Source organism: Rhizobium sp. SJZ105 (assembly GCF_007828365.1).
Classification (GTDB): Bacteria; Pseudomonadota; Alphaproteobacteria; order Rhizobiales; family Rhizobiaceae; genus Agrobacterium; species Agrobacterium tumefaciens.
This window is the reverse complement of record NZ_VIUP01000005.1, coordinates 1-23,757: the sequence shown is the minus strand read 5'-3', so window position 1 is coordinate 23,757 and position 23,757 is coordinate 1. Positions and strand designations below refer to the sequence as shown.

The 23,757-nt window shown below is 55.6% G+C and carries 14 protein-coding genes and 3 pseudogenes; 12 read left to right on the top strand and 5 right to left on the bottom strand.

Features of this window, described 5'->3' with window-relative positions; translation table 11 throughout:
• Positions 1 to 254 precede the first annotated feature (254 nt).
• The 5 genes and pseudogenes from FB593_RS16700 to FB593_RS16680 all read left to right on the top strand — a co-directional run.
• The gene (locus FB593_RS16700) at positions 255 to 2,168 is read left to right on the top strand and encodes an AIPR family protein (protein WP_145166767.1); all 1,914 of its coding nucleotides are present in this window, start codon (positions 255 to 257) and stop codon (positions 2,166 to 2,168) included.
• Positions 2,169 to 2,374: 206 nt separating this feature from the next.
• Positions 2,375 to 2,758 (top strand): transposase, encoded by a 384-nt coding sequence (locus FB593_RS16695; protein ID WP_233283022.1) that lies wholly within the window; start codon positions 2,375 to 2,377, stop codon positions 2,756 to 2,758.
• Positions 2,755 to 3,108, top strand: coding sequence for an IS66 family insertion sequence element accessory protein TnpB (gene tnpB, locus FB593_RS16690; RefSeq protein ID WP_112951765.1), 354 nt, complete (start codon positions 2,755 to 2,757; stop codon positions 3,106 to 3,108). Before FB593_RS16695 ends, tnpB begins: the two co-directional genes overlap by 4 nt.
• 69 nt (positions 3,109 to 3,177) lie before the next feature.
• Positions 3,178 to 4,716, top strand: a complete 1,539-nt coding sequence (gene tnpC, locus FB593_RS16685) for an IS66 family transposase (RefSeq protein WP_414896262.1) — start codon at positions 3,178 to 3,180, stop codon at positions 4,714 to 4,716.
• 184 nt (positions 4,717 to 4,900) lie between these two features.
• Positions 4,901 to 5,236: pseudogene (locus FB593_RS16680) on the top strand (helix-turn-helix domain-containing protein); the annotation flags it as partial.
• A gap of 260 nt (positions 5,237 to 5,496) precedes the next feature.
• Here FB593_RS16680 and FB593_RS16675 read toward each other — a convergent pair.
• From FB593_RS16675 to FB593_RS16665, 3 genes and pseudogenes are all read right to left on the bottom strand, one after another.
• Positions 5,497 to 6,141: a hypothetical protein gene (locus tag FB593_RS16675; protein WP_145166765.1), complete on the bottom strand. Its 645-nt coding sequence runs from the start codon at positions 6,139 to 6,141 to the stop codon at positions 5,497 to 5,499.
• On the bottom strand, positions 6,138 to 11,447 hold the full coding sequence (locus tag FB593_RS16670) for a DEAD/DEAH box helicase (RefSeq protein WP_145166821.1): 5,310 nt from the start codon (positions 11,445 to 11,447) through the stop codon (positions 6,138 to 6,140). The genes FB593_RS16675 and FB593_RS16670 overlap by 4 nt, the downstream gene beginning before the upstream one ends.
• A gap of 598 nt (positions 11,448 to 12,045) precedes the next feature.
• Positions 12,046 to 12,221: pseudogene (locus FB593_RS16665) on the bottom strand (transposase domain-containing protein); the annotation flags it as partial.
• Between the two features lie 22 nt (positions 12,222 to 12,243).
• On the opposite strand from FB593_RS16665, the pseudogene FB593_RS27840 reads away from it, so the two are divergent.
• A pseudogene (locus FB593_RS27840) lies at positions 12,244 to 12,510 on the top strand (transposase domain-containing protein); the annotation flags it as partial.
• A gap of 28 nt (positions 12,511 to 12,538) precedes the next feature.
• On the top strand, positions 12,539 to 12,964 hold the full coding sequence (locus tag FB593_RS16655) for a hypothetical protein (RefSeq protein WP_145166764.1): 426 nt from the start codon (positions 12,539 to 12,541) through the stop codon (positions 12,962 to 12,964).
• Positions 12,965 to 13,195: 231 nt separating this feature from the next.
• Here the strand turns inward: FB593_RS16655 and traA are convergent, their stop codons facing one another.
• Entirely contained in the window at positions 13,196 to 16,996 is a 3,801-nt protein-coding gene (traA, locus tag FB593_RS16650) for a Ti-type conjugative transfer relaxase TraA (RefSeq protein WP_145166763.1), read from the bottom strand.
• A 191-nt stretch (positions 16,997 to 17,187) separates the two neighbouring features.
• On the opposite strand from traA, the gene FB593_RS16645 reads away from it, so the two are divergent.
• The 4 genes from FB593_RS16645 to FB593_RS16630 all read left to right on the top strand — a co-directional run bounded on the left by FB593_RS16645 (position 17,188) and on the right by FB593_RS16630 (position 20,802).
• Positions 17,188 to 17,550 carry a hypothetical protein gene (locus tag FB593_RS16645; protein ID WP_145166762.1) on the top strand — a complete coding sequence of 121 codons (363 nt, stop codon included), beginning with the start codon at positions 17,188 to 17,190 and terminating at the stop codon, positions 17,548 to 17,550.
• A gap of 181 nt (positions 17,551 to 17,731) precedes the next feature.
• Positions 17,732 to 18,646, top strand: coding sequence for a nucleotidyltransferase and HEPN domain-containing protein (locus FB593_RS16640; RefSeq protein WP_113043048.1), 915 nt, complete (start codon positions 17,732 to 17,734; stop codon positions 18,644 to 18,646).
• 186 nt (positions 18,647 to 18,832) lie between these two features.
• Positions 18,833 to 19,141: a mobilization protein gene (locus tag FB593_RS16635; RefSeq protein ID WP_145166761.1), complete on the top strand. Its 309-nt coding sequence runs from the start codon at positions 18,833 to 18,835 to the stop codon at positions 19,139 to 19,141.
• Entirely contained in the window at positions 19,138 to 20,802 is a 1,665-nt protein-coding gene (locus tag FB593_RS16630) for a type IV secretory system conjugative DNA transfer family protein (RefSeq protein WP_145166760.1), read from the top strand. Before FB593_RS16635 ends, FB593_RS16630 begins: the two co-directional genes overlap by 4 nt.
• A gap of 346 nt (positions 20,803 to 21,148) precedes the next feature.
• Here FB593_RS16630 and FB593_RS16625 read toward each other — a convergent pair whose 3' ends face one another.
• Positions 21,149 to 22,222 carry a GSU2403 family nucleotidyltransferase fold protein gene (locus tag FB593_RS16625; RefSeq protein WP_145166759.1) on the bottom strand — a complete coding sequence of 358 codons (1,074 nt, stop codon included), beginning with the start codon at positions 22,220 to 22,222 and terminating at the stop codon, positions 21,149 to 21,151.
• A gap of 467 nt (positions 22,223 to 22,689) precedes the next feature.
• On the opposite strand from FB593_RS16625, the gene FB593_RS16620 reads away from it, so the two are divergent.
• Positions 22,690 to 23,655: a nucleotidyltransferase and HEPN domain-containing protein gene (locus FB593_RS16620; protein ID WP_145166758.1), complete on the top strand. Its 966-nt coding sequence runs from the start codon at positions 22,690 to 22,692 to the stop codon at positions 23,653 to 23,655.
• Positions 23,656 to 23,757: the final 102 nt, after the last annotated feature.

Sequence of the window (23,757 nt, the reverse complement as noted above, 5' to 3'; positions counted from 1 at the left end):
CTGAGTTAATTAAGCTCGCTTGGTTCGAGTCTGAAATTCCGAAAACGGGCCTTTTTGCAGCGTCGCTAAAATCCAACGAGCCGTCATGCCAACTCTACCGAGACAGGAATTCAGCAGGCGCGAAGAACACTGGGGCAAGACCTGATAAGCGGAAAGAAAGAATGGCGATCTTACAATCGGGCTCATAAAAAGCGGCCTTGCGCTTGATACTTTCCTGCTAAATAGTGGGTGCCATCATACTACGGGGGATATCGGTGAACATTAGTGATGAAATTGCTTTCGCAGATTATCGGGCTTCTTGGCTTGAAGATGTGACCAAAGGCAATCCTTCGACGGTTGAGCTCGGTCGCCGTTTCGCCCTGAAGCTGATTACACAATGGATGGAAGACTCTATAGAAACCGACCACTTTATTTATTGCGATGGGTCGGGTGATGGTGGGGTAGACCTCGCCCTCCTTGATACCGGACCGGAAGAAACTTCCGACGAAACCGGCGTGAGCGGTCACACGTGGTATTTGGTACAAAGCAAGTATGGATCAGCGTTCGCCGGTCCGCAGACGCTCCTCATCGAAGGGCAGAAGGTGATCGACACTCTCGACGGTAAACGCGAGCGGCTTAACTCGCTAGCTGAAGGGCTTTTGGAACGTCTCTCAAATTTCAAGCGAGGAGCCGGCGCAGCCGACAGAATAGTATTAGTATTTGCCACAGAAGCGCCCTTGAAAGATGATGAGAAGCGCGTGCTGGCGGATTTGCGCGTCATGGGCACTTCGCGTCTTGGCTCCATGTTTGATATTGAAGCACTCTCAATCGAAACTATTTTCGCTCGCCTGCAAGAGATTGAAGCCGTTGGTCTGACGAATAGACTGAAAGTTTCGCTTGATGCGCAGTTGGTGCCATCGGGATCAGATTTGCTCGTAGGCTCTGTTGGTCTCTCCAACCTCTACGCATTCTTGAAAAGCTACCGCGATGCAACGGGCGACTTAGATCGGATATATGAAAAGAATGTCCGTCGATTTCTTGGTGCGCGTGGCAAAGTTAACAAAGCCATGCAGTCCACTCTTCGTGACGCTCCTGAACGTTTTGGGCTATATAATAACGGGATAACCGTTGTCGTTCACGACTACAGCCTGAGAGAAGGATCGGTTGAATTAGCTGAACCGTTTATCGTGAACGGTTGTCAGACCACAAGAACGATCTGGGAAGTTTTCCATAGCCGGCTGAGCTCTGGTGGCACGGGCGTAAATCCAGAAACCGAGGCTTGGAAAGTAAAGGCCAGCCAAGGTGTCGTTGTTGCTAAGATAGTTAAGGTCGGCGATAGCGGTGAAAACCTATTGCAAGCAATTACCCGCTATACGAACAGCCAGAATGCCATCCGCGAAAAAGACTTCCTTGCGCTAACGGGTGACTTTAAAACGTGGCAGGGGCAGCTCGCTAATCAGCACGATCTTTATCTCGAGATCCAGCGGGGTGGATGGGACTCTCAGAAAGCCCTTCAGAACACCAACCCCGCTACCAAACAGTTTACCGAACACGCAAACGCGGCTGATCTTATCAAAGTCTACGGTGCCGGCTGGTTGGGCGAGGCTGGTTTGGCGTTTGGCAAGAATCCCCCGTTCTTGCCGGACGGTTCTGTCTTCAAGCGGATTGTAAATGGGGCAGATGTCGATGGCGGGCCGTTTGGCGTAACGGACCTTTACGCCGCTTATCTGCTCCAAAAGTACACCGCGCAATATGGATTTGGCCGAGGCGCGCCGAAGCACTCACGGCGTCAGTCAAGGTTCCTATACTTTCTTGTAGTTCTTGACCTCTTTAAAGACGTTCTCTCACGCGCGCTTCACCCCACCGATCATCGTTCAGTCGCTGCGGCGATGGTCAAAGCGCTAAAAGACGACGGTGCGCGATCCGCGCTTCTTGATCGAGCCGCCGAGGTAATCGACTCCTACTTTACTCAGGGTAGTGACGATAGTTTGTTCAATGAGCCTAGCTACCTGAACAGCTTCAATGCCGACCTAAACGCTTTCCTAAAGTGGGAAAAGCTGGCGCGCTCCGAAACTGAGACGCCGCGCCTTAGGCAGCTGCTTGCGGTGAACAAGTCTGTTATGGGTATTTCAGTGGGGGGCAGCCCAACGCCCCGACAAATGATTATGCTTGCCGTGAGTGCTTCCTAACGGTTGGATGCTCGGAATATCGGATATACACGTAAAAATGCTTGATAAACGAGCCCGGGTGTCTACCTGCTCCACTACCATCGTCACATCAGAGTATACCCTCAAGTGACCACAAGTCAGTTGTAACCGCTGTTTCACTCCCACATTGCTCGCTGCCGCCTGATCTGTGATTGAGGTTTCCATGGATGAAGAACGGGAGTTTCTCCATGGAGACCTCATTGGAGTTTCTCACAACCAGGAAGCCTGGACGTGAGGCTCACCGACATTGGCCGGACGAGGTCAAGGCGAAGATTGTTTCGGAAAGCTTGAGGCCTGACACGACAGTCAATGAAGTTGCGCAGCGCTATGGATTGCGAGCCAACAGCCTTTCCACCTGGCGGACGATGGCACGGCAGGGCAAGCTGATCCTGCCAGCACCGGAGGATGCGGTGGAGTTCGCGGCGGTGATCGTCGATCCGCTTGTTTCAGAACCGCCGCCTAAGGCGGTTGGTCGCCCTGAGATCGTCCTCGGTCAAGTGATCATCCGTCTTGAGGAAGGGGCATCTGTGGCCCGGATCGCTGCCATCGCACGTGCCTTGTCGGCGACATGATCTTTCCATCGAACCGTGTGCGGATCATGGTGGCGACCAATCCCGTGGATTTCCGCAAGGGTCATGACGGGTTGGCGGCTTTGGTCAAGAACGAGCTGCACAAGGACCCGTTCACCGGAACGGTCTTCGTGTTCCGGTCACGCAAGGCTGACCGGTTGAAGCTGATCTACTGGGATGGCTCTGGGATCGTCATGGCCTACAAAAGGCTGGAAGAGCACAGCTTCACTTGGCCAGGCATCAAGGATGGATTGATGACTCTCACCCACGCCCAGTTCGAAGCCCTGTTCGCAGGCCTTGATTGGCGGCGGGTTCACGCCGTCCAGACGAGAACGCCGCAGGCCATCGAATAGCTGCGGCACGATGACTCAGCAGGGCAAATTCCGAGGGCAAATCAGCTTTGGATTTGGTAGGTTTTAGCCATGCTTGATGCCGCCGATCTTCCCGATGATGTTGCCGCCCTGAAGGCGATGCTGATTGCTGCGCGGCTAAGCGAAGCGGATAAAGTTGCCCAGATCGCTCGCAAGGACGAGCGGATCGAACGGCTTGAGAAGCTGGTCGCAGCGTTCAAGCAGGCGGCCTTCGGGCGCAAGTCCGAGAAGACTGATCCCGACCAGTTTGATCTGGCACTGGAAGACCTGGAAACGGCCATGGCTGCCATCCATGCCGAGGATGAGGCGGATGTTCCTGCTGGAAACAGGATTGCCAAGGCACGCGCAATCAATCGCGGCTCCCTTCCAAAGCATCTTCCGCGTATCGAAGAGGTCATCGAGCCGGAAAGCCTCATCTGTGCTTGCGGTGGATGCCTGCATTGCAATGGCGAGGATGTCTCCGAACGGCTGGACGTCGTCCCCGCCCAGTTCCGCGTCCTCGTCACCCGCCGCCCTAAGTTTGCCTGTCGGGCCTGCACCGACGGGGTCGTCCAAGCCCCAGCTCCGGCGCGGCTGATCCAGGCTGGGCTCCCGACGGAAGCGACCGTCGCGCATGTCCTGGTTTCCAAGTATGCCGATCATCTTCCGCTCTATCGGCAGGCGCAGATCATGAGTCGCCAGGGCATCGACCTCGACCGATCAACACTTGCCGACTGGGTCGGTCGGGCAGCCTATGAACTGCGGCCCGTCTTCGCTGCGTTGATCGCCGATCTGAAGCGCTCATCCAAGCTGTTCATGGACGAGACCCGTGCCCCGGTTCTCGATCCCGGCTCACGCAAGACCAAGACCGGATACTTCTGGGCGCTGGCGCGTGATGATCGCCCATGGGGCGGCGGTGCTCCGCCAGGTGTTGCTTTCACCTATGCGCCCGGTCGGGGAGGCATTCATGCCGAACGGATATTGCAGGGCTTCTCCGGCGTCCTGCAGGTGGATGGATATGCCGGATACAACAGGCTGATCGCCCCTGAGCGTGTTGGTCCGGACATTCAACTCGCCTATTGTTGGGCACATGCCCGGCGCAAGCTGGTGGAGATCACCCGCAACGGCTCAGCACCCATCGCCGAGGATGGCGTCAAACGGATCGGCGAACTGTACCGCATCGAAGCCGAACTTCGGGGCCTTAATCCGGAGGCTCGATTGGCTGGACGACAGGAGCGGTCAGCGCCACGGGTCGCCGACATGCAGGCCTGGCTTGTCCATCACCGTGCCCGTGTTGCGTCAAAGTCCCCGCTTGGCGAGGCTTTGGCCTACATCATCAAATACTGGGATGGCCTGAAGCTCTTCCTGAGCGACGGTCGCGTTGAGATCGATAGCAACAGTGTCGAGCGCACCATTCGGCCGATTGCCCTCAATCGCAAGAATGCACTCTTTGCCGGACACGATGCCGGGGCCGAGAACTGGGCGACCATTGCCTCGCTTGTCGAGACGGCATTATGCCGCGCGCGGCATAATGCACTTTATGCCGACCGGCGAACTATGCCGATTAATCAACTTTTTGCCAACGTTTCCGGCACCATAGCGGCCGTCTAGTCGGCATAGCTTAGGGTCTCTCCGTCGCAATTGACGCAAAGGAGAGGACATATGAACACAACTGACTATTTGAATCGCAGCTCCCTATACCGGAAGCTAGAGCAGATCCTGCGATTGATGAATCGATTGTGAGGTGACGCGGCGCGGCGAAACTGATTCAACATCCACAGCGAAGAGGTGGATGATGGCACGAGCACTGAGCGACGATCTTCGATTACGCGTACTGAAAGCGTCTGCGGCGGGTATGTCTGCACGGCAGGCCGCCGCGCGGTTCGGGGTTGGGATTTCGACGGCAATCCGGTGGATTGCAAGGGCCAGCAATGGTGAGCCGACATCACGGCCGCAAGGTTGGCGAAGGTCCTCGAGCCTGGATGCGCACGAGGCGTTCGTTGTCGAGATGATCGACGATCGCAAGGACGTGACGCTGGACGAAATGGTCGAGCGTCTGTGCGTTGAGCGGCAGGTCGGCATCAGCCGGAGTGCGCTCGGTGCCTGGCTGCGAGGCCGCGGGTGGACGTTTAAAAAAAGTCCGCACTCTCCTCTTAGAGACTTCGGCGGCTACCAATTCCATGGAAGCAGTGGCTCCAGCCTGGTCATCGGCGTCGGATAGCCCACTGACCACCAAAATTGCGAGCCAAAATTGGACGCCGATCATCCCGCCAGAGGGGTCAATATTCCACGCCGAAACACAGTCAGTGAAATATGCTGAGGTGGTCTTATGCGCCCTGTGTCAGTTCCGCGGTTGACCGTTAAGCTAATCCCGCGCTCATGCATGAGCATTCACTTCTTCTTATCTTTCGGTTCCCAAAACATCGAAATCACTTTGTGCCGTATGAAGAAATCCAGTCCCGAGCCATCGTGTTTGTGAACCGAATCAAACGACAAGGGGTCACCCGACGCACATGCGCTGGCCTTAACTCCTGAATTTCGAGACTCGAGCTCTTCTTTCCATTTTCCGAGCATTTTCTTCGCATCCATTGCGAAACAGTAAATCAGCACGTCACCATGATCCTGACCGGGGTTGCCCGTTGAATAGCGTGTTGCCAATTGCTGAAAGCCCTTATCGAGCCAACCGTAGTCGCTGTGTTTTTTCGCTTCTGCCAGCCAAAGAAAATCTTCATTCGCTTGGACAACGATGTCACAATGTCCACCAACCGAGGCGTTATGCGTTGCATCTATGCCAGAGCTTGTGAGCATATCGCAGATCTGGACCGTTAAGCCGTCCTCGTCATCATCTTGTTTTTTCTCTCTGTGTTTCACGAGCTTATTGCAGGCGAAGTCGACCGATTTCCGCAGCGCCCTCAATCTCGCATCGTGGTTTTGCGCGAGCACAAACTCTATTCCGGCTCCCAATTCCTTTCCTGCGGCCAGAACTCTTAATTGTGCGAGCGCGTCCGCGTCCAAGCTCCTGATCTCCTGGCTCATTGTGGCTGCCCTCCGAAAATCTCCGGCTCTAGTTCAAAAAATGGTACCACTCGTTCCGAAGCGAAGACAATTTCCTTTCGGGTGACCGGATGAAGAACGGTATCGACGTCTAATACTCTTTGGAAGTCGGCGGGCGACAATCTGTGTCGCGCACCATCTTCATCGACAAAATCGGCCGAGGCGCGAAATATTGCGCACCTGGATTGAACCAGTATCGCAAGTGCAGAGACCACGTCGGGCGTCAACTCGCTCCTGTCCAGCAGTTTCAGGATATCCCCGACGCGCCATTTTTGCTCTTTCGGAGCGCCTGCTACGGCATCAACTATTTCCAACGCCGTCGCTGCTGCTGGTGTGTTCTTCCAACCGGCATTAATGGCTGATTTCAGCTTCTCGGTCGAGTTGACCTCGGGTTCGGCATCCGCGTCCAAGCTCAGAGACGGAAGCGCTCGCACGATCCGCATCGTTTCTATACTTACGGTAATCACACGCTGAAATAGTTCGAGGGGATATTTCGGGTCCCCGACGGTCTCGGTAGCATAATCGTTGGCATCATTGACTATGCCGCTATCTTTGTCGGTCTTTATGACCTGCCGTTCCATAACCCATTCCAAAGCGGGCTTGCCGTTCACCACGTAGTCATACGCCTCCAGCGGAATGTTCTGCATGGTGATGTTGTCATTGTAGAGGACGGTGGTGCGATCCTTTTCCTTGCCTCTGCCGCCGAACTTCATCTTTTTAACGCGGTAGAATTTCCTGGGGTTGGCCTCCGCCTCGGGTATAAGGCGGTGATCGCCCTCCTTGAAGGTGACCATGTAGGGCGCGACTGTTTCAAAATTCATATGCAGATCGCCTAGGATACGGCCTGCGTCACGGAAAACGGCGAAGTCGGCAAAGCTTTTGACCGACGGTATGCGGGGGAGCTGCTTGGCGAGGTTGTTCCTGAACCGTTCGCGGTAGTCGGGCGAGTGAAGCAGCCCGTAGATGTAATAGAATAGATCTTCCTTGCTGATCTGTTTTCCCGGATAGGTGGCTTGAAAATGGGCTAGGCCGTCATCGGTGATTGCATCGCGACGGGTGAGGCCGCTGGGCTGATGACCCGAAGGAGCGAAGAGGCCGTCATCGGGTTGGTTTTCTTCATAGAGATAGAGGGGAAAACACTGTCCCTTCTCGATAGTGTCCATACTGGGCATACGGTTCATCATGAGGACCGAAAAACCCGCCCTTGCGCCCACACCCGAGACCTGAAAGGCTCGATTCTTCTCACCAGACGGAGGAAAGATGCGAGGTAGCTGGCCGCGACGATCGTTGAATTGAGACGAGTAGAACGCCCATGAGTGTTCAAACGGGCGGTAAAGAGATTGCGCTGCAACCCCGCTATCCAACGTGGCGCGCGCTGCGCGCTTCACACCAGCAAACAGGTGGTCACTCCAAGAGATGCGCCTCGCGTCGTAATCAACCGCCTTCTTTATGTCATCCACGGACTTGCCGCCTACCTGATCAACCGCTTCGTTATAGGCCTTGATCATCCTGCCCATGTTGGCTTTCAGCTTCGTGGGAGAGAAGTTGTAGGCCCAAGCATCACGCTGGGTTTTCAGGCCATTCGAGAAATCTTCAAAAATCAGGATCTCGTGTTTGTTGCGCTTGTCGCCCAGTAACGCGAACCGGTCAAAACTGCGATCTACCTGTTCGAGCCAATCATTTTTCTCGTCGGGCGTGATCGTGCTCCAGCCGCCCGCCGTGGAAATGCCGTTGACCGAGGCATAGTCGCGGATGATGTTCAGCTTCTGTCTGGTCGTCAGGTCTGGGCCGATATCGTGAAAATGGATCTGCCCATGTTTTTGTGCTTTTGGGTTCTTGACTAACACGGCAATTGAAATGCCGGTCATGCTGCCCGAAGAGAATACGTTTTGTCCCTCGCGCGCAGCCCCCTTCGACAGCATGTTTTTGCGAATGTCCCCCCGAAGGTGAAAGATGTAGAGGTCGCTGAACTCTTCGGCCAGACACTTACGCATCCCATCGGCATAGGATCGCTCAATCCAAGCACTGCCCGAAACGAAAGCCATGATCCCGGCATCACCGATCCGCTCGCTCGCCCACCGGAACGCCCGGATGTAGCTGTTGTAGAGTGCCGTTTTGAGAGACGCCGTTGAATGAGCAGCGTAGGTGTCACGGATAGAATCGTCCAGTTTCGGGTAGTTGACCTTTTGCGCGTTGTCATTGGCGCTTTCCTGCCCGGCAGAATACGGCGGATTGCCGATGATCACCCGGATATCCAGCGCCTTTTGCTTGGCCCGGCGCTCTGAGTTGTCAGGCAGAAGGTTCGCAATCATGTCGCGTTCCTGCTCATACATTTGGAAGGTGTCGGTCAGCAAGATACCCTCAAACGGGTCATAAGGTGCGTTGGCCGAAAGCGAGCCATAGGCCAGTTCGTGATACACCGTCTCGATATTCACGGCGGCAATGTAATAGGCCAGCAGTACGATCTCATTGGCGTGAATCTCATATTTGTATTTGTGTTTCAGCTCGTCGGGCGCAATCAGGCCAGATTGCAATAGCCGCGTGATGAAGGTGCCAGTGCCGGTAAAGGGGTCAAGGATATGAACGCCCTTAGACCCAAGCGTCTGGCCGAACTGCGATTTCAGCACGTCATTAACCGAATGGATAATGAAATCCACCACCTCGACCGGCGTATAGACAATGCCAAGCCGCGCGGTGAGCACCGGGAAGGCCGTGCGGAAGAATTTGTCGTAAAGCTCGGTGATCAAAGTCTGTCGCCCCTGCGCGGTTTTCACATCCGCAGCGCGGCGTTCCACGCTGGCGTAGAACTTGCCGAGGCTGTCAGTTTCTTTTTCAAGATTGTGTTCATGTAGCTGCCCCAGTACGATCTCCATCGCTCGGGAGACAGGGTTTTCTTTGGTAAAGCGGCTGCCTTTAAAAAGCGCATCAAAGACAGGCTTAGTGATGAGGTGCTGAGCTAGCATCTCAATCGCTTCGGCCTCGGAAATCTCCGGATTCAGGTCGTCATGCAGTTCCTCAAGGAAGGCCAGGAAGGCAGTGCGTTCCGGCTCGTCTTTGGCGACGATGGTGGTAATGCGGGTGATATGGGTCTGGGCGATCTTGGCGATGTCCTTGGCCCAAGTATCCCAATATTCGCGGGTGCCGCATTTCTCGACGATCTTGGCCATAATGGCGCGGGTGAATTCGTCGAAAATCAGCTCCCCTTGCTCAGGTGAATAATCCTCTCTGACCTCGGTTGCTTCTCCGCCAATGTCTGCGCGCTTTTTCGCTGTCTTGGATTTCTTCGTCGCAAAGTCATCAACGACAGCTGTTAACTCTCTCAATTCACTTTCCGAGGAAATGCGAACCAACTCGATTTTGTCGCTAATATCTTCTCCAATTTTGGCTTGGTTGATGCGTGCGTCGAGCCGTTCATCGTGGGCGCGCAAGGCATTTAGAATCTGCCAAACCACCTTGTAGCGCTCATTATCGTTAAGTGCTTCCTCGGGCCTCACGTTCGGAGGAATGGCAACAGGTAGAATGACATAGCCTAGCTTCTTGCCCTCAGCTCGCCGCATTACACGGCCAACCGATTGCACAACATCGATCTGGCTTTTTCTGGGGTGCATGAACATGATGGCATCAAGAGCCGGTACATCGACACCCTCTGACAACACCTTCGCATTGGTCAGGATGCGGCAAGTTTCTTCACCTGCATCGGCCTTAAGCCAATTCAGCATTTCCTCACGCGCACTCGCATTGAAGCTACCGTCGATATGCCGTACTTCAGTCTGGAGAGAACGCTCCTCCTCAATTATGTCGTTGCTGGTATATTCCTCGACCACCTTAGAAAACTCGTCCTCTATGACCTTGGACTTTTCAATGCTCTGACAAAAGGCCAGAGCGCGCCTCATGGGTCTGGGATCGAGCTCCAGGTCAGCGGTAAGGTCCGTCTTTGTTAAGGCCTTATAACAACCGATGATTTTGGTTGCGTCATCTAGCGTCAGCTCTGCTCCATCTTTCAAGCGGTTCTGAATAGTGTTGGAAATAAGTCCCTCGTCCACGGCCAGAACGATGACTTTATAATCGGTTAGGAGGTTGTTCTCGACTGCCCAGCCGAAACCACGATGAAATAGGTCTTTGCCAAACTTAGAGTCATCATCCATTGAAGCCAGTTCAGCGTCATGGTCATCAGCCTTCCTCCTCGCCGCATCACCAAAGATGCGCGGAGTGGCCGTCATATAAAGCCGCTTTTTAGCCCGCACGTATTCGTCACTGTGGATGCGGACAAACGTACTGTCATCCTCATCCTTCAATGTAACCCCTGTGGTGCGATGGGCTTCATCGCAAATCACCAAGTCGAACTCTGGCAAGCCGAATTGTTTTTGCGCGCGGACCAAAACATCTATGGAGTGGTACGTAGAGAATACCACCGTCATCTTGATGCCGCTACTCATGGCGACCTGTCGAGCAAGCCTCTCGGGGTCCGTGGTGGCCGGGAATGCCAAGTCGTGGACGTTAAGGTCAAGGCTATCGGCATCAGCGTTTCGCCCAATTCTCGTATCGGAGCATGCCGAGTAAGCCGTGAACTCATCTTGGCAGTCATTTTTCCATTCGCGTACCGTCTGAGACATGAGCGCAAGCGAGGGCACCATGAACAAGACCAGCCTTCCCGGACCCGCAAGCGTTTCTGCGATCCTAAGACCGGTAAACGTCTTACCAGTCCCGCATGCCATTATCAGCTTGCCACGAGCCTCTTTACCTAAACCGTCAACAACCGACGCAAGAGCGTCTTTTTGGTGGTCCCTCAATTGCTTTTTAGGGGCGAGGCTAACCGTACCTGTGCGGACGAACTGCGACCAGTCGATACGGCTGGCCTCCAATTCATCGACGCTAATCCGGTTCCACTCTTTAGAGAGCTTATTCAGCGTCTCTTTTGCGTTTCGACTTAAATCCCTGCGGGTCGTATCCGCGATGATCAGGCGCGTGAAAAGATCGTTGGATGCAGCGGAAATGAAACTGTCCAAGTCTGACTTCTGAATGCTATGTTCTGGGCTATAGAACTTGCATTGGATTGCAGCATAGCCGCCGCCATCGGTGAGCGTCGCTACGAGATCGATCCCGGTGTCGTTACCTTTCCATCCATGCAGTGCGGCCCATTGGCCGAACGGCAGTACTTCTGTGTAGAATTGCTTTTGTGTACTGTCATTTTGCAGGAACACTCTGATGACACGTTCAAAATAATCGCCTTTTTCGCGCTCGTTCCCTGAAGCTGCACGGTAGGTTTCGAGTAGTTCACTTAGCTGCATGTCTTGATCGTTCTCAAAAATGATTCTGGCTGATTGCATTACGCAATTGTGGATATTCGTAACGCGCGCAGCGAGGGAAATCCATTGCCAACTGCCATTGATTGTGACCACTCTCCACACTAGCCGAGGCATGTAGGATTTGACCGGGGGTTACGTTCACGTCGGCGTAAGCCGTTGCGACCGCATATCCACTTTCGTTGACTGGCAAACTGTCTCCTGGGAACACTGGTGCGCGCTGCGCATTTTTTTGGGTTATGCAACGCAGAGACAACAAGGAGGAATTATTTCCCCCGGGCCATTCAGGGAAGCCCGGTTTCTAATGTATTGAACGATGGTGGAAGCGCTCCAAGCCTCACAAATACAAAATCTACTCATTTGAATTTGTGGGAGTTTTTGTGGGGTAACGCAAATTTACTTCGTCAAACTATTGAAATATATAGATAATTATAAAAAATGGCGGAGAGGGGTGGGATTCGAACCCACGATACCCTAGCAGGTATGCCGCATTTCGAGTGCGACGTAACACCCGGTGTCATTTTTCTATTTTTACCGCCCGCCGCAGGTATTCGGTAAGCGACAAGCTGAGGCCGTTGAGGCCTCACGGCGTAAGGGGATCGATTTCGCTACTAGGCGAGCCATTTGCGAGCACTAGAGCGTCTGCGTCAACCAGGGCTGGGGATCGACAGAATTCATCTTTGCAGTCTGCAGGAGCGTCGCGATTGTCGCCCATGTCCTGCTGCTGCCGTCATTACCAGCTAAGAGACTGTTCTTCCTTTCGTGCAAACCTTGGCACGAAAGGAAGAACGTAATATTTGCAGGACACGAATTCGGGGCCGAGAATTGGGCGACCATCGCCTCGCTTATCGAAACATGCAAACTCAATTCGGTTGATCCGCCTGTCAACATGACCGCCACGCTGACTGCTATCGTCTACGGGTACAAGCAAAGCGAGATTGATGAGTTGCTGACATCGAGATACAGGGGATCAGTCATGTGCTCCGAAGACAGCAGTCGGCGCTTAGCCGTCATTGGGTCACAATGTGCGGCTCCTATGGTGCGATGATAGCGGGCGGAGCCGGGGCGATGGCCACATGCTTAAAGGCACATATTTTCTTTTTTCGGTAATGGCGTGCGTTGCCCAGTCAACAGCTACAGCTTCAGCCCAAATCGCTGCGTTCGATGAGCGGCGTATTCAAGCCGCTGTCATGCTGGATGGGCTGGCAGAGCCCATCGTCGGTGAAGCCCATTGCCGGGTCGATAATAAGTGCGAGATCATTTTTGGTTCAGGATCAGGCGTCAGAGTGGATGTTACCTGGCGTAGCCGGGGGGCAATCGATTCTGCTGATTTGACTATTAAGTGCCCAAAGGACTGTTCGTTCCCATCAGGCCGGTCGAAAATCACTTTCCAGAGCGAACGAAAATTCGATCTTTTTCGCGGCGGAGAGAACCACGTTGAGATAAAGCCGGTGTTGAGGCCCAGGATCAAAATCGGACGAATTTTTCTGATCGTGGAATAAGCTTCCTGATCGCTGCAATTCACGCATTATTGCCAGCCGCCTGGCAGCGGAAGTCGTTAACGGCAAACGTGCGTGGTCAAGTTGCACGGCAAACGGCGCTTACCAAACACGTCGGAAAGGAATACTCCGGTTGCGACGGGTCAAGTCCATCGCGACGCCTAGGAAATCTGGAAGCGTGGCGCACTTTTGGGGTGACCGATTAAAAGACGCCAATGTTGTCGTCGGCACCCACTATCGGCTCAATCCAAGCCCCTGAGACCGGTTCAGCTGCTGTCTCAACGCGTCGTCATGGCTTAGCTCAGCATGGCGTGTACGATGCACCATGCGGGCGATCGTCTTGATCTGCTCGGCCTGCTTTGCGAGCTCCGGGCGTGCCGCAAGCTCCTCGGCGAACCTGCGAGGATCGGAACTGCCAAACCGCCGCGTGAGCGCATCAACCACCAGCTTGGCCTCACCGAGCGCGGCACGGCCCTCAGGCGACGATCGCAGCTCCGCGATAAACTGGCTCCGCTTCTCCAACGGCATTTTCTCCACCTTGGCAATGATTTCGGCGCTGCGCGGCGTGAGGCCGGGCACCTCGATGACGTCACGCTGCTCACGCTGCCATTGTTCGCTCTGACGTTCTTCGCCAAGCCGGCGCTCCCATGCCTCGGAGACATAGCCGATATGGGCGGAGAGAGACCTGGCATATTGCAGCGCCTCTTTCCGCTCCTTGTTGTTTCCGAACAGACCTGACTTGCCGCGCAGCTGTCCGAAGCGCTCAGGCTGCTCGGCCATGGCCTTTGCCATGATTTTTCCGTTGCCTTCCTTCTCGGTCATCGCGGTGCGCAGTCTTGCCGCGACCTCGACCGGGTCACGGAACACGTGCCGCGCGACGGACTCCACCGTATCGAATCTCTGGTCGATGACAGACATCGCTTTTTCTCGGGCCACCTCTTCGATGCTGCGGTGGTGACGCGTGATCGCTGGCACCAGCGGAGCGAGCTTACCGGGTTCCAGCGGCGAGAGCTGGCTGACATTTTCTGTGGGGGCAGGGACGGTGCCGTCTTGCGACATGACCTCGGACCACCGAATGCGGCGATATCCCTTATTCTCATCTCCCCGGTCGTCGCGCCGACCGTCATCGATTGTTCGGGCGAACTGATTGCGAGGATCTTCGCGGTGAACAGGGCCGGCCAGATCGCCGGCACGTTCCTCGTAAACCTGCTGACGTTCTGATGGCCGGTCCTGCTGCTCCCGTTGCAGATGGGCCGCACGGGACAAGACCTCTTGACGCTCATCCCGTCCGGACGCAAGTTCGATCTCGCTTCTCACCCCAAACTCTTGCCCGATCCATTGGTCGCTTGCGATCCATGGGTCGCTGGTGATCCCGCGCCGCTCGGCAAAGTCGCTGATGTAATCCAGCGTGGTTTCCTTCGCGCCGGAACGCGACAGACGGCTTGTCAGCTGCTCGTACGCCAACGCGTCACCCTTGACGACACGCCATGCATTGCGCTCGGCCTGGGTGCCATCCGGAAGCGTGACAGGCGTGGCGCCTTCATGCTGCAGTCCAATCCTGTCCCCTATCTTTGGTGAGGCCTCTCGCATGGCCCGCTTGAGATCGACGCCCCACACGGTATGCCGCTCGCCCTTGTCATTCTCCAGCGTCACAAAGTAGCTCTCGCGTGATTGCGGATGGTTTTCATAGGGCGCAACGCCGTGATCAACCAGCCGGCCCGCCTTGGTGAACTCCTTGATGTCGGCATAGAGCTTCACGCTGTCGCGATGCCTTGTCATGGCAACATAGGTCAGATGCCGGTCCATGGTGCTGGACGCCAGCACAAAGGCGCGATCGACTGTCGCCCCCTGGTTTTTATGGATCGTCGTCGCATAGCCGTGGTCGATCGCCTGGTAGGTGTCCGTGGGAATGCTGACACTGTCGCCGCCTCGGCCATCGAGCCGGGCGATGATCTTGCCCGGCTCCACATGCTCGACCGTGCCAAGCATGCCGTTTTTGACGCGGAGGTCGCAGTTGTTTTCGAGGAAGATGATCCGGTCACCGGCGGCGAAGGCGCGTTTGCCGTTATTGGTCTGGAACACGCGTTCTCCAACATCCTCACCACCTACACAGTCCTCACCATTCCCACGGTCTCCACGGTCAACACCGTCGCCCAGCCCGGGGCTGCGCTCCGGCCTTCGTCTGTTCTGAAGTTCAGAGCGGATAGCGGCATTGAGGGCTCGCACATCAGCGCGGCGATGCGCCATGGCAACCCGGGTGCCATCGGCACGCTTCTCACTGTCGGCAAGATAATCACGCACGATTTCTGCCATCGCCTTGTCGCGGCTTTCCGCAAAGTGGATGTCGCCGTGATCGCGATAGGCGGCCAGCCCCTCGGCCGTCTTGTGGGTCGCAAAGGCAACCGATGCCTGTCTCTGCCAATCCTGGCGCTGGCGGCGAATGCCCGAAAGTTCGACATGGCCAATCTGCTCGGCAATCGCCCTGAAGGGTGCACCGGCTCCGATTGCCTGCAGCTGCTCATGGTCGCCGACGAGAACGATCTTTGCGCCGCGCTCTTCCGCTTCTCCGATAAAGCGGGCAAGCTGACGGCTCCCGACCATGCCGGCCTCGTCAATGACGAACACGTCACTGCGACCGATCATACCCCGACCATTGTTCCAACTGTAAGACCATGACGCCAGGGTGCGGCTCGGGATACCGGAACTTTCCTCAAGCCCCTCGGCTGCCTTTCCGGACAGTGCGGCACCATGGACCTGATAGCCTTGAGCCTCCCACGCCTCGCGAGCCGCTGCCAGCATGGTGGACTTTCCAGCACCGGCAAACCCGACCACAGCGGCGATGCGTTCTGGACCTGTAATATGCGCAATCGCTTGACGCTGTTCGTCCGACAATCCCGCTGACGGATCGCGCGCAACCGACGGTCCGCTGGAGCTTTTGCGAATGGCGTTATCCTGCCTCTCCATGGCTCGATCGACATGGCGCGGATCGACGCCATGGGAATGCGCCTGATGCAACCGCTCCCCCGATCGCGCAATGCCAAGTTCCAGATCGATCATCTCCCGCGTCGAATAGCGCGCATTGGACACTTCGCCTGTCTCGGCATCGGTGCGCTCAGCCTGAAGTTCAACGAGCGCTGGTGATGCCAGAACAGCCGCAAAGGCGTTCTGGAATGTCCGGGCGTCATCGTTGATGTAGCGATGCAAGGTCTTGGCAATGTCGTGGCGATCGAACACGCTCTTCTCATGGCTGATCAGCGTCAGAACCTGTTCCGGTTTTTGGCGGATCAGCGCGGCATTTTGCCGTGCTGCCTCGTCATCCAGTCGCCCGCGCTCGACGGCCATTCCTTGCTGCTGCATCTGCGACGCATGCACGCCCATATGCCCGGTCGGCGACAACTCAAGGCCGCGCTCCATATGCGAGCGATGATCGATGCGGACATCCAGGCCTTCGCGTTGAAGCTGACGGTTGGCGATGCCTTCCCACGACTGCCGGATATCGCGAAGCTGCATGTCGGTTGTCGCCATGCCATTTGCCAACAGCCGTGCGTTCTTGTGCTCAAGAACAGTCTTCTCGCCAAGGCCGGTTCTGCCAACCTCTCGTGTCGTCATCAGCACATGCGCATGGTAGTTCCTGATATCACCATGCTCACTTGGCGAATGGATTGCAAAATCCACGGCCGCGCCATAGCGGTTTGCCAGATCCTGGGCAAAGGCGCGTGCAGCCTTCAGTCGCCCTTCTGACGAAAGCTCATGCGGAAGCGCGATTTCGAATTCGCGGGCGACGCGGGCATCCTTGCGCTTTTCTGCAAACTCGGCAGCATTCCACAACGTTGAGCGATCCAAAGCCCAGTCGACAGACGCACCTTCCGGCAGCACGATCTCACTATGCTCGATACCCTCTTTGCGGGTGAAGTCATGCACAAGGCCATCGCGTTGATTGACGAGAAGAACCGCGCAACGGTAGGCGGCGGATGCGACAGCGCTGCGACCAGATGACCGCGAGACAGGTTTGGTGCTGAGATGATAAATCGCCAAACGAAATCTCCGATACGCAAACGGGGAGACCAAACGCTCAAACGCGCTGCAAGTCGTAAGTGCGCCCTTGTCTGTTTACCGGTGGCGAGGCTAGCAACATCGAACGGGCATTTCGACTACTAAAAGTAGTAGTCGCCAACTGGTCATTGCTCGTGTTTGAATAGGCCAAACGCATCAATCAGGAAGGCGATATGCGCAGGCTGATTGCACAACGGATGAGGGAGCTGGAAGAGCGGAAGAAAACATTGCAGGCACGGCTCGATAAACAGGAGCGGGCGCAGTCAACGCGTGGCAAGATGTTGCTCGAATGGTTTGTGCTGGAGCAGCTGGAGCGAAACGAGCAATGCGGTCATCGTGAGGACCTGCGGCAGTGTGCCGACGTGAGGGGCAGGGCAGGCGGGCATCTTGCTGCAACGGTTGGACAGAATGCCTTCGTGAACAGTCCTTCAGAACCTCAATGCTGCGCTCTGTCGGCCACGGTATTGCGCCCGCAGTACCTGCGATTGGGAAAAAAAACGGAAAGCGAGATACAACCTGAGATAAAGTACCATTGAATGTTCGCTATTGAGGAATGCGGGTATTCCAATACCATTTGCACAAATCAGAGCCGGTTGCCGCAAGATCGAATGTGCATCGTCCAGGAAGACAGACATTCGCCTGGTGGCTACCAAAAATCGGAGTTTCAAAGGCCTCTGGAATGGCCCATACAGGACACCGTCGATAAGCGGAGCAGACATGAAGACCAGCCTAGAACACCTGCCGGAACGAAAGCAACGCGAGCTCGCGCGCGTCGTCGGAATTATTCAGGAAGAGTTTGCTGATCTGGTCGAGCGCTCGAAGTCTGATGCCAAGAAAGACGGGCGGATTTTCAAAATCATTCTGTTCGGTTCTTACGCGCGTGGCACCTGGGTGGATGAACCACATACGTCGAAAGGCTACCGCTCGGACTTCGACATTCTTGTCATCGTCAGCAACAAGGAATTGGCCGATCCCAAATACTGGGACAAGACAACAGACCGGCTGATGTGGGACAAGGAGATTGAGACGCCGGTGAGCCTCATTGTCCATGGCGCTCGCGAAATCAGCAATTTCCTGCAGGAAGGGCAATACTTCTTCAGCGATATTCGCCGTGATGGCATCGCTCTTTACGAACTCGACGATAGGGAACTCGCCGAGCCCAAAAGCCTTACGGGGCAACAGGCATATGAGGTCGCCAAAAAGCATTTTTCGGCTCGCTCGCGCACTGCTGACTTCTTCGTCAAGCATGTCCTCTACGGGTTGAAAGATGGAGATTGGAAAGAGACAGCTTTCATGCTGCATCAATCCATAGAGCAGGCCTATTCCACTCTGCTTTTGACCCTCACCAATTACAGCCCTGCGAGCCATAATTTAAAATTCTTGCGAGGGCTGGCAGAAGGTCAGGATATCCGCCTCGCCGAGGCCTGGCCGCGGGATCACCATCGGTTTCAGTCGTGGTTCAACACGCTGAACGAAGCCTACGTGAAGGCTCGCTACTCTGACCATTACGAAATCACCGAGGAGGCTTTGACCTGGCTGACTGCCAGAACGTCCATCCTCTACGATCTCGTCAACACGGTCTGCCAGGAACATATCGCCAAGCTGGAACACGCCGCGAACGCCAGCGACTGAGCTTCACCGGTAGCACAAACTTTCCTGAACTCAGGTAACAGCCACCGCAGCGTGATGAACCATAGGGTCCAACCTACTCTCGCAATCGCTATGTCGATCTCCTCATAGAAACTGGTCAGTCTTCCAGGAACGAAGCCGTGGTCAACAGCGGCAGTTCCGGTGCGACCGCAATCGAAAGGAATAATCGTGGCAAGGAAAACCATCGAACAGCGCCTGGCTGAACTGGATGCGCAACGGTCCGCGCTCAAGGCACGGCTCTCGAAAACCGAGCGTAACAACGACATGCGCCGCAAGGTCCTGATCGGCTCGCTCGTTCTGCATCACCTGGAGACCGCGAATGATCAGGAGTTTAAGCAACAGCTCGATGACTGGCTGCGCCGCGAACTGCCGGGCTTTCTGACGCGCGACAATGACAAGGCGCTGTTTGCCGATTTGATCGGACCAGGACTGCCGGGCACAGCAGAGAATGGTGACAGTACGCAGGGTGCTCCATGAACCGATTGCGACTTGCCAGGGACGCATTCAAAAACATGATGCGAGCCGCCGCGCGAGATCCGCTTTGGGCATTTCTGGCTTTGATTGCCATGCCCTTCCGAATCTGGAAACGGCTCCTCGGATTTATGTTCATCTTGTTCAACGTCACCTTTGTGATCGGCATGGGTGGTGGTTATTTCCTCGAGCAAACGGGTTTCGAGCGGGGCTCGCTTGTTCACATCATCCCAGGTCTCTTAACCCTGCTGGCGCTTGCCGTTATCTCCTTTTGGTTCGTCACCACTCCACTGATTTTGCATTTCGGGGAGAATGACGATGAGACCCACGGCTCTGCCCGCTTCGCGACACACAAGGAGATAGCCGCTCTCACCTCATCCGGTTCCGGCCTCCTGATCGGTCGTGATATGAAAACGGCCAAGGCTCTGCGCTATGATGGCCCGGCCCATCTCCTGACGATGGCGCCGACCCGTACCGGCAAGGGTGTCGGCACGATCATCCCGAACCTGCTGACCGCCGACCGTTCCGTGATCTGCGTTGATCCAAAAGGTGAGAATGCAAGGATCACCGGTCGTGCGCGCCAAAAATTCGGGCCGGTCCATGTGCTCGATCCTTTTGGTGTCACCGGGAGACCCTCGGCAGCCTTCAATCCCCTGGCCCTGCTTGATCCCCGCAGCCTCGATGTCGCGGACGACGCCAGTTCCCTTGCCGACGCCCTCGTGTTCGACGAACCGGGAATGGCAGGCGAGGCGCATTGGAACGAGGAGGCAAAAGCTCTTATCGGCGGATTATTGCTCGAGATCGTTGCATCTGAGCCTTTGAGACGCAGGCACCTCGCAACACTCCGCGACTATCTCACCCTTGCTCCGGAACAGTTTGCAGCGCTGCTCAAGCGTATGCAGGACAGCGATGCGGCAAGAGGTCTTGTCGCCCGCGCCGCAAACCGCCACCTCGGAAAATCCGATCGCGAAGCTGCAGGCGTTCTGTCCGCAGCCCAGCGTCATACGCATTTTCTTGATTCACCGCGTATGACGGACGTCCTCAGCCGCTCGGATTTTCGGTTTGCCGATCTCAAGCGCAGCAACGTCACGGTGTTCCTCGTCCTTCCTCCTGATCGCCTCTCGACCTATTCACGCTGGCTGCGCCTGCTTGTCTCACAAAGCCTGCTCGAAATGGCCCGCGATACGACAAAGCCGGCGACACCGGTTCTTTATCTGCTCGATGAGTTCGCGTCCCTTGGGCATCTGGCACCAGTCGAACGCGCGATGGGTCTGATGGCGGGTTATGGTGTCCAGCTTTGGCCCATCCTCCAGGACATCCATCAGCTGCGTGCCACATACAGTCATCGCGCCGGAACCTTCCTGTCAAATGCCGGCGTGCTGCAGGTTTTCGGCGTCAACGATCATGACAGCGCCCGCCTCATCTCTGATTTGCTCGGACAGGAAACGGTCGTGTTCCAGACCATGGCGAGAGCGCTCGATTCCGATAAGACCGGGATCACCTATAGCCAACAGCATACCGGCCGACCGCTACTCACTCCTGATGAGGTACGCAATCTGCCGGCGCTCGGACAATTGCTGTTCCTTGCCGGACAGCGGCCAATTTTTGCTGAGAAACTTGCCTACTTTGCCGATCCGGAATTCAGGGATATGTTCGATCCAGTCTGACGGAAGCGTGACAAACAGGCAGTCTGGCATTCGCATCGCAACCTTGTATCGGAGGTCCTTGGATCTCCTAGGCGTGGACTTCCAATTGTCATGACTGATAATTCCAATCGCCAAGGAATTGGAAACGAGTCGGTATGAACGTCTGCAGCAATCGACGCGGTGATCCAGCCTGTCCTGACGAGAACGCGCTCCCCCATAGCGCCGAAGTGAGCGGCAGGACAGGCGTGCGCCTTGCTGCAAAGACATGAAAACGAAGGCGTGCTGCATGTCTTCAGCGACAACGAGAGCTGCCGCCGCATCTTTGGCGAGGTCCGGGTCGCATGTGTTTTCTTCTGCTTCCATGGCCCTACGCCTTACCCAGTCGGTCTACCGTGACACCAAGGGCACTTGCCAACGCGAGCTTGCCGTTGTCTGGCATTAATACGAGGCCCGACAGGATCGCTTCCTGCCACGCCTCTCCGCGCGCCCACGCTTCGCGGTAGGCATCGGCAAGCAAATAGCTCTGTCGCGTCTCCACGAGCGCCTCGGACAGCAGCGAGGCCTGTACGAGGTCCTTATCTCTCTTTGCTCGCCCGAGGGCATCCGTGCGCCTCCTGGATGCAACGATCAGCTTGTGGATGGCATACCGCTCGGGAGCGGGGATATTCACGCTAACGCCTTCCCGGTGCAGCAGTACCGTTCTTACGGGTTCGTAGATCAGGAAGTCCAGGAACCGCAAGTTTTCAGCAGACGCGCCTCCAAGGGCAGGCATTGGGGACGGCTTGCCCGTGTAGTCATCCGATCCACGGTTGGTCGTCAGGAATTCGACGCGGTAGTTTACCGAATTCGAAAAGGCCACCACCTTTGCCTTATCGACCTGGTGTGGGACCGCCCTGAACGTGCTGTCTATCGATCTCAGGAGATCGAGGATCGGAGGCAGGCTGTCCTCGACTTCCGCCGACATCGCAAAGTCCTGCGCGAAGTCCGCATCACCTGTTTGCATTGAGGTATTAGGGAGACGAACGCCAAGGAGGCCTGAGTAACAGCTGAAAGCCACAGAATCGACGAGGAGTGCTCTCAGACGAAAGAGGCCCGCGTCAGCGAGTACTTTGGTCACTTCACCCGCGAAGCGATCCGGCGCGGACATGCCGCCGCTTCGCAGCAGCATGCCGACGAGCTTGCGCCGCTCCCGGATGTCGTCTTTGACTTGCCTATGGGCTTTCACCCGAGCCGTGATGTCGGCGTCATTCTGCGGGCCGACATAGCGTCTCTTGTCCTTACCCTCGGGAGTAGGGAGATCAAAATACCAGTAATTGCGGCCCTTGACCGGAACGGCAACAAACCGACCTTCGAGGGGAAAATCTGCCTGAAACTGAGCATCGAACGTCCGCTGTGCCAGTTCAGCGAACGCCGTTCTGTAAACGAGGTCAATCTGTTTCATCGCCCGATCCCGTTATAATGGATGTCAAAAAACATTATAACCATAGTGTCAGATGTCAATGGAGCGAGGCAAAACCACTTCGTTTTCATTCAGAAAGTGGACACTGGTTCGCATTGACACCATTGCATTCAGGCCGTCGAGGCGGCAACTTTGGACGGCCGCAAATTGTCGAACTGAAAAGCCGTCGTCCTCTCCTTCGACCACAAACCAAATAGTAGAAAGGTCAGTCGATAGATCTGGCGCCAACGCATGTTTTCCCTCGAGAGAGGAGACGCATGGATGCGAGGAGATGATATCAGCATTCGGCAGCGTGTTGATCAGGCGTTCCTCTCAGCCATTTTCCGACCTCCAGAAGTCGACTAGCACTTTTGGCATTTGATCAACGTGTCGAAGCGTATAAGGTCCATGGATACCACCAGCGCGATCAGATCGGCGCAACAATCGGAAGCCAGCCAGACCCTGTTCCCATGATGAAATCCTCCCTCGATCATATCCCGCACAGAAAGCAGCGAGAGCTTGCTCGTGCGCTGGAGATCCTGCACGAGGAGTTCGAGGATGCCTTGGGTGAAGGCACCGCCGACTTCAAGAAGCGCGGACGTATTCTCAAAATCATTCTGTTCGGCTCCTATGCCCGCGGCACCTTTGTCGATGAGCCGCATACGATGAAGGGCTATCGCTCGGATTTCGATTTGCTGGTGATCGTCAACAATCGCAAGCTGACGGATCACGCGACCTACTGGTACAAGGCGGCCGACCGGATCATCCGCGACAGCTTCATCGAAACGCCGACGCAGTTCATCGTGCATTCTCTGCGCGAGGTGAACACAGAGCTTAAGAAGGGCCACTACTTCTTCTCGGATATCCGCAAGGAAGGCATCGTTCTATACGAACTGGATGACGAGCCGCTCGCTGAGCCGAAGCTGCTGACTGCGGAAGAGCGTTTGGAGGTGGCGAGGGAGCATTTTAATGAGAGGCTCGGGCTTGCTCTCTCGTTCATGAAAGTCGCCCGTTTCTGTATTAGTGAAAACGATCTTCGGCTTGGCGCTTTCGAATTGCATCAGTGCATTGAGCAAGCATACTCCTGTGTCATCCTGACCCTGACCAATTATGGGCCTGCCTCTCACAACATCAAGTTCCTACGCTCTCTTGCCGAGGACCAGGATCTGCGATTGGCGGAAGCGTTTCCGCGGGATCATCATCGTCAGCGAGCCTGGTTTAACAGGATCAATGAAGCCTATGTTAAGGCTCGATATTCAAAACATTTCGAGATTAGCGAAGAGGCGCTTGTCTGGCTTGGCGAGCGCACCGCGCGTTTGCTCGAGCTGGTGAAGGTCGTTTGCGATGAACATATCGAAAAGCTGGAATGTGACGTTCGAATGGGCGGGAGTGAAGCAGCAAATGACAGCAGGCTGTCGGTTTCCACGCGGAACTGAGTCGGTTGGGGATGCGGATAAAAACTTGGACTGATTTAGACGCTAAGGCCAAGACTTCTGCGATACTCGATGGGACTGAGTGATCCCAATGATAATTTGATG

What these genes read in the sequence shown, in the direction of transcription:
- FB593_RS16695 (WP_233283022.1), top strand. Translation starts at nt 2,375, where the DNA reads ATGGAGACCTCATTGGAGTTTCTCACAACCAGGAAGCCTGGACGTGAG.
- tnpB (WP_112951765.1), top strand. Translation starts at nt 2,755, where the DNA reads ATGATCTTTCCATCGAACCGTGTGCGGATCATGGTGGCGACCAATCCC.
- tnpC (WP_414896262.1), top strand. Translation starts at nt 3,178, where the DNA reads ATGCTTGATGCCGCCGATCTTCCCGATGATGTTGCCGCCCTGAAGGCG.
- FB593_RS16675 (WP_145166765.1), bottom strand. Translation starts at nt 6,141, where the DNA reads ATGAGCCAGGAGATCAGGAGCTTGGACGCGGACGCGCTCGCACAATTA.
- FB593_RS16670 (WP_145166821.1), bottom strand. Translation starts at nt 11,447, where the DNA reads ATGCAGCTAAGTGAACTACTCGAAACCTACCGTGCAGCTTCAGGGAAC.
- FB593_RS16655 (WP_145166764.1), top strand. Translation starts at nt 12,539, where the DNA reads ATGCTTAAAGGCACATATTTTCTTTTTTCGGTAATGGCGTGCGTTGCC.
- FB593_RS16645 (WP_145166762.1), top strand. Translation starts at nt 17,188, where the DNA reads ATGCGCAGGCTGATTGCACAACGGATGAGGGAGCTGGAAGAGCGGAAG.
- FB593_RS16640 (WP_113043048.1), top strand. Translation starts at nt 17,732, where the DNA reads ATGAAGACCAGCCTAGAACACCTGCCGGAACGAAAGCAACGCGAGCTC.
- FB593_RS16630 (WP_145166760.1), top strand. Translation starts at nt 19,138, where the DNA reads ATGAACCGATTGCGACTTGCCAGGGACGCATTCAAAAACATGATGCGA.
- FB593_RS16625 (WP_145166759.1), bottom strand. Translation starts at nt 22,222, where the DNA reads ATGAAACAGATTGACCTCGTTTACAGAACGGCGTTCGCTGAACTGGCA.
- FB593_RS16620 (WP_145166758.1), top strand. Translation starts at nt 22,690, where the DNA reads ATGATGAAATCCTCCCTCGATCATATCCCGCACAGAAAGCAGCGAGAG.